The following is a 13,299-nucleotide window of genomic DNA, read 5'->3' as shown; positions in this document are numbered from 1 at the left end:
TATATAATTTAAATATGTATAAACATAACAATTTTAATATTCTTAGAGACAATATCTGTAATTTAGGTTTAGATTATAAAAACATAATTGATAATGAAGTTGATGATCTCCCTGATTTAAATGTTATTTACTTACAAAAATCTGTATTTCTAAACTTAGAAAAAGAACAAGAATTAAAAACATCGTAAAATAGAAAAGTCATGCGACCATTATCGCATGACTGTTTTTATTTATTGGGTCTTTTAGTAAAATAATATTGCTCCAAAAAATACGAAAGGACCCAGTATGATTATAGCAAATATTAAAAATTCTCTTGAAAAAGTTGTGTGTATAAAAACTAAACGAAAACATCTTCCTAACAATCATTATTTGATAAAGAATTCTGATGAAGAAATTAGGTTATTACATTCGAAAGTCTTAAAAACAAGACTATTGAAAGAGAATCAAATGAGTATTCTTCATTTTAATGAATGTTTAAGGTTAATAGGGCAAAATAAAACCATTTCTCAAGTTTCAAACATTGTAAGATTTCAACCAAAAACTATTAAAAAACTATTAAAAATTTCTGCAACAAATCAAGGTGATTTTGTTAAGAAATTTAAGAAAGTTTGTCGCAATTGCGACAATTATATTAACTATGTTAACTATATAGATTTTAATTTGTTAGCTGAACATTTGATATTTTATAGGTCAAGAAGAACTAGACTTCACTCAAAAACTATTCAAAACAAATGAAAAGATTTTATTAGATTTTGAAATGAAGAAGTTGACTATTTTAGAAAAAATCGATTTAGTAAGGATTTTACAAAAAGAGCCATAAAAGTTTCTGCTAAAGCACTTGTTAATAAATTTAAAAAACATTACCCTAATAGTCCTTGTCCTACGACAAGCACTGTATATAAGTGCTTAAAGTCAAATGAGTTTTCATTATCTATAGATATTTTACAATTTCTTTCGGTAGGAAAATACCGAAAGAGAACTGTTAAAACTCAAAAAAGTTCTCTTAAAAATGCAATTCCAATTCATCAAAGACCTGAGGAAGCTAACAATAGAACTATGGAAGGTCATTATGAACTTGATACAGTTATTGGTAAACGTGAGGACAAGTATTGTTTAGTTACTGTTTTAGATAGAAAATCTAGAAGACTCTATTCAGTTAGGTCACTAAAAACTTCATTAGCAGTTAAAAAATCATTGATTAAAATTATTGAAAATAACGCATTAAAAATCAAAACTTTAACAATTGACAACGGCTCCGAGAACGTGTTGTTGCACGAAGTTATTAATCAAAACAATTTATACAAATGTGACGCGTACTGCTCATATCAAAAAGGTTCTATCGAGAACATTCATAGACATATCAGAAGATATATTGCTAAAGGTATTTCAATGGACAAATTTTCTGATGAACAAATTCAAATAATGATCAATAGAATTAACAAATATTTATTACTTATCTCAAAATAATATTGAAAAAAATTTTAAAATCGGTCATGACCGATTCTTTTGGTGTGCTTTTTTATATAAAAAAGCAATATAATTATAAATATTGAAGCACTATTGTACTTCAAGCTCTTTAAATAAAAATAATGGTCGCATGACTTTTCCACTTTATATTTTTTTAATAATTTAGCAAATCACAAATAAAATTTGCAATTTAGTATGTAATTATTTTTTATAAACTTACCTAAGTTTATTAGTTTATAGTGAAATTTAATATAAAGTTAATAAACCTAAGAATGCAATTGGTGGGAAGAGTATTATAAAACATCATAACTGTTGAAGTTTGTTTATACTAAAAAGTTTTATGCTTAAAATTTTCAATACCACAAGTAACCTAAATATAAGATGACATAAACAGCTTTATTTATTATTGTTTCTCATACCAAAACATTCGCTTTTGAAAACATATAATTTAAGATGTCTAAAAGCATATTTAAAAAATTTAAACAAAAATACTGATAAATATATCATTAAAGTGATACAAGATAAACAATTCTAAACCATAATTATTTTAATAACAAAACTAATTACTCTTATTGCTATAACGTTATGGGTGTTGATGCTTAAGAACTCACTTGTACATTGGTATATGGATTCACATTTTAATATAGTAAATCCATAAAGTTGTTATATAAAAATATAATATTTACAGTTAAAACGCAACAAAAAATGAATAAGAATCACAACAATTGTTAATCATCCATTCGTTTTACATTATATATATGTCCATAAGTACACTTTAATAATTCTTTTCATATATTAATTTATTGTTTGCATGTGTTTTAAAAAAGAAAAAAGAATTGATTTCATGGAAGCAATGAAGAGATAACTATAAATCTATATTAAATTTATACTAACAGTTTTATTTAATAAAAATGCGTAAATACGCAAAAATTTTAAATAAATTAAAGTCAGCATAGCTATAAATGTTATAATATATTTAATAAAAATGCGTAAATACGCAAAAATTTTAAATGGAGTGATATGGAAATTCAAAGACCTAGATATTTAAATAAACTTATTTCTAAAAAACAAAATGGAAGAGTAAAAATAATTACTGGAATTAGAAGATGTGGGAAATCATTTCTTCTATTTACACTATATTGCAAATATCTTTTGTCGACAGGAGTAACAAACGAACAAATTATAAAAATTAGCTTAGATGATATTCAAAACCTCAAATATAGAAACCCAATAGAATTAAATAAATATTTAAGAGATCAAATTGTAGATAGTACACTTCAATACTATATTTTTATTGATGAAATTCAATTTGTAAAGGAAATAAAAAATCCTTTTTTTGAAGAAGATGATTCAAAAATAACTTTTGTTGATGTCTTAATTGGTCTAATGAAAATTCAAAATGTAGATATTTATGTAACTGGAAGTAATTCAAAAATGCTTTCTAAAGATGTGTTAACTCAGTTTAGAGATCGGGGTGATGAAATTAAAGTTTATCCATTTTCGTTCGCTGAATTTTATAGTTGTTACGAAGGAAATAAAAATAATGCATTCAGTGATTATTGTATTTATGGAGGAATGCCGCATTCAGTGGTTGAATTAAAAACTCACAATCAAAAAAGTGAATATTTAAAAGGTATTTTTGAAACAACTTATCTTAAAGATATCAAAGAACGTCATAATATCTCAAATGTTGAAACAGTAATCAGTAGTTTACTTGATATTATTTCATCTCATATTGGTTCACTAACTAATCCAAGTAAATTAGAAAAAACTATTAAATCAGAGAAAAATATAACTGTAAGTCAATATATTATTTCTAACTATCTAGGTTATTTTGAAGATGCTTTTTTGATTGAAAAAGCTCAAAGATATGATGTTAAAGGAAAAAAATACATTTCAACTCCACACAAATACTACTTTAGTGATTTAGGACTTAGAAATGCCAGATTAAATTTTAGACAAAATGAAATCACACATATAATGGAAAACGTGATTTATAATGAATTAAGAATGAGAGGATACAACGTTGATGTTGGTATTGTTGAATATAACACAAAAGATTCTAATGGAAAATCTCTTAGAAAGCAACTGGAAGTTGACTTTATTATAAATATCGGAAGTAATAGATATTATATTCAATCAGCTCTTAATGTAGATACAGCTGAAAAGAGACTTCAAGAAACTGAATCACTAAGAAGAACTGGTGACTCATTCAAAAAAATCGTTATTGTTAAGGATAATATAAAACCAATTTATGATGAAAATGGAATTTTATATATAGGTGTTGAAAACTTTCTTTTAGATGAAAGTTTAATCGATTATTAATTTAGTGAAAATGCGTATTTACGCATTTATTTTAAATTTAAAATAAAAAAGTTTACCTTAGTAAACTTATTCTGGCGGGAGTTACAGGAGTCGAACCCGTCTCGACGGTTTTGGAGACCGCTGCATAGCCGATATGCTAAACTCCCAGAAATAAAGAGATTATTTACCAAATCTGAAGTGGCAAATATCTCCATCTTGCATAACATAATTCTTGCCTTCTTGACGCATTTTACCAGCAGCTTTTGCACCAAGCTCTCCGTTATGTTCAATAAAATCATTATATGAAATTACTTCAGCTTTTATGAATTTTTTTTCAAAATCACTGTGGATAATTCCAGCACATTGAGGTGCTAACATGCCTTTGTTATAAACTCACGCTCTAACTTCAACTTCACCAGCAGTAAAGTATGTTTCAAGATTTAATAAGTTAAAAGATTCTCTAGTTAAAATATCCAAACCGCTTCTTTCAACATTATACATACTTAAAAATTCTTTTGCTTCATTGATATCTTCAATTTGAATTAATTCTGATTCCATTTGAACAGAAATAGGAATAATAGTGGTATTTGGTTCAAGAGAGTTTTTTAGTGCATTAAATAAAGTATCATTTTTATAGTCAACTATTTGTTCATTACTTAAATTTGCTACATATATAATTGGCTTGAGTGTTAAAAGTTGATAACCTTTAATAATTTTTAATTCTTCTTCATTTAAGTCAACTTCTCTAGCTGGTTTTTCAGATTCTAATTTTTCCTTAATTTTTAAGGCTGCTTCTTTTTCAATTTGAGCAATTTTATCACCAGATTTTGCTTTCTTTTCAACTCTATGTAAAACATTATTAATGGTTTCTAAGTCAGCTAAAATAAGTTCAAGATTAATAATTTTTTGATCTCTGGCTGGATCAACTGAATTAGCTACGTGCATGATGTTTTTATTTTCAAAACAACGCACAACATGAATTATTGCATCAACTTCTCTAATGTTTGAGAGAAACTTATTTCCAAGTCCTTCTCCCTTTGAAGCTCCTTCAACTAATCCGGCGATATCAACAAAGTCAAAAGTTGCATATACTACCTTTTTAGGATTGATTAATTCAGCTAATTTGTCAATTCTAGGATCTTTAAGTGCAACTGATGAAATATTTGGTTCAATGGTTGTGAAAGCATAGTTTTGCGCCTCAACTTGCTTTTTTGTTAATGCACTAAAAAGTGTACTTTTTCCAACATTCGGTAATCCGACAATACCTGCTTTAAGTGACATAATTCTCCTCGTAATCTAATTTTCAAATTTGTTTATTTTCTAAATTAATCTCTTCGTTGTTTAATAGTTTATTGTATATTTGATTAAATTGTTCATATTTTTTATTTAATATTTCACTTCATTTATGATATTCATTTTCAGTAAGGTTAAAATTTATTTTATCTAATTCCTCTAATAGCACTTCTGAGTAAAGTTTTACCGTCGCCCCCAATAATAAAGAATATTGTTTATCATCTAAATTTGAATCTTTTAATTCTTTAATTTTTCAGGTCAATTTTTCAACTAAACTAGGATTATTTTTATTCTCAGTTGGTGTATAAATGCGAGTAAAACTTACATAAAAAATGTTATTTAACGGGATTTGATACATATAAACATTAAAAAGCAAGTCTTGATAATTCGCTTTTTCGCTTATATATTTATCACTAGTTTTATCAATATCACTGAGTTTATTAATGATTTTTCTAGCCTCTAATATCAACGCTGAAATTTGTGCTGCGATGGCTTTGTAAATTCCTTGTTGTATTCCTTCGCCACTTTGAACTGCTCTAACATAATTTTCTTTTATATTGTTCAAAAATAAATTATAAACATTATAGAATGATTTATACTCTTTTTGATCTTTAATCTCGAGTAAAAATTTATCCATTTCTGCAACACTTTTATCAAAATTTTCTTTGTAATTTTTTTCAAAGCAACTTACTGTAGCTAATGGTAAAGTTAAACTTATACAAGAACCGGTTAGATAAATTGGTTTAAATTTCATATTTGTAATTATACATTAATGATTAAATATAAATTAAAAACTATTAAATTTAATAAAATTAAAATATGTCTATTTTTAAATTAAATTCATCTTACTCACCTAGCGGAGACCAACCTAAAGCAATCGAAGAAATAACTGATGGAATAAGAAGTGGAATGGAGCATCAAATTTTGCTTGGTGTTACCGGTTCTGGTAAAACCTTTACTATTGCCAATGTCATTAAAAATTTTGATCGTCCTGTACTAGTTTTATCTCATAACAAAACTCTTGCTAGTCAACTATATAGCGAATTAAAAGGATTTTTTCCTGAAAATGCTGTTGAATATTTTGTAAGTTACTTTGATTACTATCGACCTGAAGCGTATATTCCTAAATCAGATACTTACATCGAAAAAACTTCATCAACAAATCAAGATATTGAAATATTAAGAATGAGCACAGTTAATTCACTTCTAAGTCGTAGAGATGTTATTGTTGTTGCCTCAGTTTCAAGTATTTATGGTGCATTAAGCCCAGAAGAGTATCAAAAAAGCTTCTTTGATATTTTTGTTGGAATGGAAATTGAATTTAATGAATTTGCAAAAAAACTAATTAGAATCAAATATTCTCGAAATGAAACTGATCATGTACCAGGTTCATTTATGGTTAGGGGTGAATCATTTTTAATTACTCCAAGTGATAATGAAGAATTTTTAATCAGGGTTGATTTTTTTGGTGATGAAATTGATGAGATCCTACATATTGACCCATTAACTAAGGATGTTATTAAGAGATATAAAACTCACACTATTTACCCTGGAGAGGCTTATACAGTTCAAAATGAAGTTTTTGAAAAAGCCATTCCCAAAATTCTTCAAGAGTTAGATAAACAAGTATTAAAGTTTAAGAATGAAGGCAAACTATTGGAGATGCAACGTATTCAGGAACGTGTTAAAAATGACATTGATGACTTAAAAGAATATGGTTTTTGCACTGGAATAGAAAATTATTCAATGTATCTTAATAATAGAGATTTTGGTCAAAGACCTTATACATTATTTGATTATTTAGCTACTGACACATTAATTTTTATAGATGAATCACACATGATGATACCACAACTTGAGGCAATGTATAAGGGTGATAGAAGTCGTAAAGAAACTTTAGTGGAATATGGCTTTAGATTACCAAGCGCTCTTGAGAATAGACCCCTTAAGTTTCAAGAATTTGAAAATGATTTTGATTTTCAAAAAGTTTATATTTCGGCTACACCTGGTGATTACGAAATGGACAAAACAGAAGGTGTTATAACTCGTTTATATGTTAGACCTACTGGATTATTAGATCCTATCATTGAAGTTAAAAAGACTGAAGGATTAATTGAAGACATTCACGACGAAATCAAAAAACAAATAGACAAAAATGAAAAAACAATTATTTTGACTACCACCAAAAGAATGGCTGAAGAGTTAAGCAGTTATTTAACACTAAAAAACATTAAAGCTGCTTATATTCACTCTGAATATGACACTTTTGTCAGAAATGAAATCTTAAGAAAGTTAAGAAAGGGAATATTTGACGTTGTTGTTGGGATTAATTTACTTAGAGAAGGAATAGATTTGCCTGAAGTTTCTTTAGTTTTAGTGCTTGACGCTGACAAAGAAAGTTTCATGCGGAATGAACGTAGTTTAATCCAAATTGCTGGTCGTGCAGCTAGAAATGCCTCTGGTAGAGTTATCTTTTACGCTGACAAAATTAGTCGCAGTATGAAAAAAGCAATTGAAGATAATGAAGAAAAACGAAAAATTCAAATTGAATACAACAAAAAGCACAATATAACTCCTAAGACAATTGTTAAACCAATTAGTGAACCAATAATGAATGAGAAATTAGCGAATGCAGTTGATTTACTAATAAATAAACAAGAAGTGAGTAAAAAGCTTTCTAAGAGTGATAAGAGTGCAAAAGAGCAAACCATTAAAAGACTTAGAGATGAAATGAATAAAGCAGCCAAAGAGATGGATTATGAAAGAGCTATTGAACTTAGAGATATTATTCTAGAATTAGAAAAGCAATAAAATTAAATAAAAAGTTATAAAATATAAGTTATATTTATAAAAAATTAACTTTTAAGGAGAAATATGTGATATTCTGTAGAAGAAATTAGAGAAAATAAAGACATAATAAACGATTTAACTTTAACTGTTACTTCAGTTTACGATGCACTCAGAAAAATTTTATCTGTAGTATCAGATTTAAGTGAAGAAGAAAGAGATATACTAACAAAAAACAATATCAATAATTTAAAAGAAACTTCCAAAGCATTAAAGGAATTTCATAAAACTTTATTTAGTCTAATCAAAAGAAAAAAATCAAATTTTACTGAAGAGGAAATGAATAAGAAGTTTACTTACCTTGAACTTGTAGGTACAACTAAAGACATAAAAAATTTAATCGAATTAAACATTTTTAGTGAACATGAATTAAACAAAATTCAAAAAATGTCATTTAAATTTGAACCATTTAGTGGTTGCAATTTACCTGAATAATATAGAGAGTTAAATATAATGAAAAATCAAGAAATTATTATCAAAGGTGCAAGAGAAAACAACCTAAAAAATATAAGTTTAACAATTCCCAAAAACAAACTAGTTGTCTTTACTGGATTAAGTGGTTCAGGGAAAAGCTCATTAGCATTTAATACTATTTACGAAGAGGGCAGAAGAAGATATGTTGACTCTCTTAGTTCATATGCTAGAATGTTTTTGGGTGGAACTAGTAAACCTGATGTAGATAGTATCGAAGGTCTTTCGCCTTCGATTTCAATAGAACAAAAAACAACTCACAATAATCCACGTTCAACAGTTGGAACTGTGACTGAGCTCTATGATTACTTTAGATTATTATTCGCAAGAATTGGTAAGCCTTTTTGTCCAAAACATAAAATTTTAATTTCTTCTCAAACATCTAAAAGTATAATAAACAAGGTTATTGAAGAAAATTTAGGTGAAAAATTAATTATTTATGCACCATTAGTTGACAATGAAAAAGGAACTCATAAAAATTTACTTGAAAGATATAAAAGTGAAGGATATATAAGAGTAAGAATTAATGGAATTACCTATAAATTCGAAGACAAAATTGATTTAGATAAGAATTCACGTCACACAATAGATTTAATAGTTGATAGAGTTAAAGTTGATGAAAATAATAAATTAAGAATAACTCAGGCTATTGAAATAGCATTTAAGATTTCAAATGGTCTTTTAAAAGTTGAAAATATTGATAAAAATATTGAGAAGTTATATTCTAAAAATCACTCGTGTATCTATAAAGACTTTGATATGCCAAAGATTGAAACAAAATTATTTTCATTTAACTCTCCATCAGGAATGTGTCATCATTGTAAAGGTATAGGGGTTGATATTAAAGCAGATTTTGACGCTTTAGTATCAGAACCTTGAAGAACAATAGAACAAGGTGCAATCAAAATATTTCAAAACACCGTAAATACTACAAATTTAGAATGACAGGAGTTTGAAGTGTTATTAAAACACTATAATATTCCTACTAATAAACCTATTGAAGAGTTTACTAAGGAACAACTTGATATTATAAAATACGGTTCTGATGATGAAATTGAATATACTCTAGTTTCTACAAGTGGTAATGTTTTAAGAAGAAGAAAACAAATTGAAGGAATTTTAACTAAAGTTGAAAATCAATACTATGATACTTCAAGTGAAAGAATTAGGGACTGACTTAAGAAATATATGGGAACTTTTAGTTGTTCAGTATGTAAGGGTTCAAGACTTAATGATAAAGCACTTGCAGTATTGATTAATGATAAGAATATTTATGAACTAACACAGATGTCAATTTCTGATTGTTTAATATTTATTGAAAAATTGAATTTAAATGAAAATGAACAAGCTATATCAAACTTAATTTTAAGTGAAATAAATTCAAGACTTAGTTTTCTAAAAAATGTAGGTTTGGATTATTTAACTCTTGATAGAAATGCAGAAACTTTAAGTGGTGGTGAGGCTCAAAGAATTAGACTAGCTACTCAAATTGGTTCAAAACTTTCAGGAGTGCTTTATGTACTTGATGAACCGTCAATTGGTCTTCATCAAAAAGATAACCAAAAATTAATCAAAGCTCTTAAAGAAATGGTTGACTTAGGGAATTCATTAATTGTTGTAGAGCATGATGAAGAAACTATTTTTTCAGCTGATTATATCGTGGACATTGGACCAGAAGCTGGAGTACATGGTGGAAGAGTTGTTGCTCAAGGTAGTGTTAGTGAAATTTCTAAAGTAAAAGAATCAATTACTGGTCAATATCTCTCAGGTGAAAAATTTATACCAATTCCAAAAACTAGAAGAAGCGGAAATGGTAAAGTTGTAACAATTAAAGGAGCAAAAGAAAATAATCTCAAAGATATAGATGTAAATATCCCGCTCGGTAAATTTGTGTGTGTTACTGGTGTTTCTGGTTCAGGTAAATCTACATTAATTAATGACATTCTAGTCAACGGTGTACAAAGTGCAATTAGTAAAGCAAATACCGAATATATTAAGAAAGCTAAATTTAAATCAATAAATGGTTTATTTAATATTGATAAATTAATTTCAGTTTCACAGTCGCCAATTGGTAGAACTCCAAGATCAAATCCAGCAACATATGTAGGAGTATTTGACTTAATTAGAGACATTTTTAGTAATGTTGAAGAATCAAGAGCTAGAGGTTATACTAAGTCTCAATTTAGTTTTAACGTTCCTGGTGGACGCTGTGAAAAATGTTCTGGTGAAGGCTACATTAAAATTGAAATGCATTTCTTACCTGATGTTTATACCCCTTGTGATGATTGCGAAGGTACTAGATTTAAACAAGAAACCCTTGAAATTAGATATCATGGATTAAATATCGCAGAAATTTTAAATTTGACCGTTGAAGAAGCACTTCAGGTTTTTGACAATAAGGCAAAGATTAAAGAGATTTTACAAATTATGTATGATGTAGGGCTTGGATATATTAAATTAGGACAAAGCTCAACCACATTAAGTGGTGGCGAAGCACAAAGAATTAAACTAGCTCTATATTTACAAAAGAAACCTACCGGTAAAACTATTTATGTTTTAGATGAGCCTACCACTGGTTTACATACCCATGATGTTTATAAATTACTTAAGATATTAAATAGAATTGTTGATAATGGAGACTCAGTTGTGGTAATTGAACACAATCTTGATATTATTAAGTCTGCTGATCATATCATTGATTTAGGTCCTGATGGTGGAATCAACGGTGGTCAAGTAGTAGCTTCAGGAACTCCTGAACAAGTTGCTCAAAATCCTAATAGCTATACAGGTATGTTCCTTAAACAAATGTTATTAAAAGAAAAATAATTCAATATAATAATAAATATTAAAATAAAAAAGGAAGAAATGAACAGCACAAATACTAACCAAAAAAGAATTGGGAAAAGCATAAACTCTAAAAAAATAGTTGATATGTACAATTTAGATGTGATTAATTTTGAGTCAAATCCAAATTTTTTAGATGTTAAAGCACCAGCGATTAAAAGAGTTGGTCTTGAACTAGCTCAATTTATCGATCATCCATATATCCAAAACAATATTATTTCATGGGGAACCACAGAAAGTAAATGATTTTTATCAATTGGCAAAGAAAAAACTTGTGAAGCACTAAGATCTGTCTTTAAACATACCCCTCCTCTAATAATACTTTCAAAAGGTGTAAGTCCTGATGTTATACCTTGAATAGTTGATTCAGCTAATGAATTTAAAATTCCTGTTTGTGTGACAAATCATTCAAATTCAACAATTACGACAACAATAGGTTCACAATTAAATAGTTTTTTTGCCGAAGAAACACAAATTCATGGATGTTTAGTTCAGGTAGGTGGTATAGGAGTTTTAATCATCGGTCAATCAGGTTTAGGAAAGTCTGAAGCCACACTTGATTTGATTCAAAAAGGTAATATATTTATTTCTGATGATGCTGTTCTAATTAAAAATATTGGTGGAGTAGTTTATGGAAGAAGTCCAGAGATTACTAGAAATTTCCTAGAAGTTCGTGGAATCGGAATTATAGACGTGAAATATACATATGGAATTCGTTCAGTTGCTTCGAAGTGCCAAATTCAACTTGTTATTGAATTGGTTGAAAAAAACGAACAAAATTCTCTTGATAGACTCGGAACTCAAATTCTTACATATACAATATTAAATACTAAAATTAAAAAAATTAGAATCCCGGTTAAAGATGGAAGTAATACAGCCTCACTTATTGAAGCTGCTGTAAGTACTTATTTAGCAAGACATGATGGTTATGATGTTATTAAAACAATAGAATCAAGAAGGGAGAATTAAAATGAACTATCCAACTCCGATTTGAGTTCCTGAAGTAGGAATTCATGCCGGTGCTAATACTCCATTATTCAGCATTGGTTCATATGATTTTAGAGTTTATTCATTGATGATTATGCTCGGAATCATCGCTTCAGTTTTATCAATTACATTCTTTTGATATCGTGCAAAATATAAAATTGAAATATTGATGACTTTTATATTGATAACTGTTCCATCAGCTATTATTGGTGCTCGTTTAGGATTTGTTGTTGAAGAACTTCTTTACTCACCTGCACCATTTGCTGGTTCACATTGATACGCAATTTGAGATGGTGGACTTTCAATTCAAGGTGGAGTTATTCTAGCGGTTATTTTAGATTTATGATATGGTTATACTCAAAGAGATCAAATTGATATGCGTAAAGTTGCTTCTTACATCATTCCAACAATTTTAATTGGACAATTTATAGGTCGTTGAGGAAATTATGCTAACCATGAGCTTTATGGAAGAATTGATTATTCTGGACAAAGTTCACTTATTTTTGGTAAATCTTTTGCTCAAAATATGTATATAATTGATAGTCTTAGTGAATCATTATTTGGACAAGGCGGAGCAGCTTATCGTTATCCTCTATTCCTTTATGAAGGTATAGCAAACATCATCGGATATATAATTATTGTTTGAATTTTTAACTTATTTGGAATATTTAAACCTGGAGCAACTTCAGGATTATACTTTGTACACTATGGAATAGTACGTAGTATAATGGAACCTTATCGTCAAGATTCATATAATCTTTATGTTATTGTATCTATTGCGTTTGCGATAGTTGGTGTTATTGTATTTATTTACTTTGAATTCTTTAGCAGAACTAAATATAACAGAGTTAAAAAATCATATTATTGAGATTGAGAATATGCTAGTGAAAAAACAATTGAAAACAGATTTTCATTGCAAAAATTCTTAGCTAAATTTAAATAATAATCTTATAAGTCGGTGTATAGCCGATTTTTTATTTAAATAAAAAACTAGGAATTAACCTAGTTTACTTTAGAAGTTGCTCTTTGGATATAGGTGGCATACACCTCACATAAAACCTTGCTCTTTGGATATAGGTGGCATAC

General features: G+C 28.0%; 10 protein-coding genes and 1 tRNA gene. 8 read left to right on the top strand and 3 right to left on the bottom strand.

The features are described from left to right. Positions 1 to 14 precede the first annotated feature (14 nt). From EXC66_RS04335 to EXC66_RS03005, 3 genes are all read left to right on the top strand, one after another. The gene (locus EXC66_RS04335) at positions 15 to 188 is read left to right on the top strand and encodes a hypothetical protein (RefSeq protein ID WP_006886226.1); all 174 of its coding nucleotides are present in this window, start codon (positions 15 to 17) and stop codon (positions 186 to 188) included. 97 nt (positions 189 to 285) lie between these two features. Beyond that, complete coding sequence (locus EXC66_RS03010) at positions 286 to 1,467, top strand: IS30 family transposase (protein ID WP_129622287.1); 1,182 nt, start codon at positions 286 to 288, stop codon at positions 1,465 to 1,467. Positions 1,468 to 2,487: 1,020 nt separating this feature from the next. Further along, a complete protein-coding gene (locus EXC66_RS03005) occupies positions 2,488 to 3,792 on the top strand; it encodes an ATP-binding protein (RefSeq protein WP_006886802.1) in 1,305 nt (434 codons plus the stop codon). Positions 3,793 to 3,864: 72 nt separating this feature from the next. Here the strand turns inward: EXC66_RS03005 and EXC66_RS03000 are convergent. From EXC66_RS03000 to EXC66_RS02990, 3 genes are all read right to left on the bottom strand, one after another. Continuing rightward, a tRNA-Trp gene (locus tag EXC66_RS03000) sits at positions 3,865 to 3,938 on the bottom strand. 13 nt (positions 3,939 to 3,951) lie between these two features. Continuing rightward, entirely contained in the window at positions 3,952 to 5,052 is a 1,101-nt protein-coding gene (ychF, locus tag EXC66_RS02995) for a redox-regulated ATPase YchF (protein ID WP_006886803.1), read from the bottom strand. After that, positions 5,042 to 5,818, bottom strand: coding sequence for a hypothetical protein (locus EXC66_RS02990; RefSeq protein ID WP_006886804.1), 777 nt, complete (start codon positions 5,816 to 5,818; stop codon positions 5,042 to 5,044). The genes ychF and EXC66_RS02990 overlap by 11 nt, the downstream gene beginning before the upstream one ends. A gap of 65 nt (positions 5,819 to 5,883) precedes the next feature. Here EXC66_RS02990 and uvrB point away from each other — a divergent pair, with 65 nt between their 5' ends. The 5 genes from uvrB to lgt all read left to right on the top strand — a co-directional run bounded on the left by uvrB (position 5,884) and on the right by lgt (position 13,156). Beyond that, on the top strand, positions 5,884 to 7,875 hold the full coding sequence (uvrB, locus tag EXC66_RS02985) for an excinuclease ABC subunit UvrB (RefSeq protein WP_006886805.1): 1,992 nt from the start codon (positions 5,884 to 5,886) through the stop codon (positions 7,873 to 7,875). A gap of 63 nt (positions 7,876 to 7,938) precedes the next feature. Then, complete coding sequence (locus EXC66_RS02980) at positions 7,939 to 8,346, top strand: hypothetical protein (RefSeq protein ID WP_006886806.1); 408 nt, start codon at positions 7,939 to 7,941, stop codon at positions 8,344 to 8,346. Positions 8,347 to 8,364: 18 nt separating this feature from the next. Next, positions 8,365 to 11,208 (top strand): excinuclease ABC subunit UvrA, encoded by a 2,844-nt coding sequence (uvrA, locus tag EXC66_RS02975; RefSeq protein ID WP_006886807.1) that lies wholly within the window; start codon positions 8,365 to 8,367, stop codon positions 11,206 to 11,208. 39 nt (positions 11,209 to 11,247) lie between these two features. Beyond that, positions 11,248 to 12,195 (top strand): HPr(Ser) kinase/phosphatase, encoded by a 948-nt coding sequence (gene hprK / locus EXC66_RS02970; RefSeq protein WP_006886808.1) that lies wholly within the window; start codon positions 11,248 to 11,250, stop codon positions 12,193 to 12,195. 1 nt (position 12,196) lies between these two features. After that, positions 12,197 to 13,156: a prolipoprotein diacylglyceryl transferase gene (gene lgt / locus EXC66_RS02965; RefSeq protein WP_006886809.1), complete on the top strand. Its 960-nt coding sequence runs from the start codon at positions 12,197 to 12,199 to the stop codon at positions 13,154 to 13,156. Positions 13,157 to 13,299: the final 143 nt, after the last annotated feature.

Origin of the sequence: Mycoplasmopsis anatis, from assembly GCF_900660655.1 — a bacterium.
Classification (GTDB): Bacteria; Bacillota_I; Bacilli_A; order Mycoplasmatales; family Metamycoplasmataceae; genus Mycoplasmopsis; species Mycoplasmopsis anatis.
This window is presented reverse-complemented; position numbering and strand designations above follow the sequence as displayed.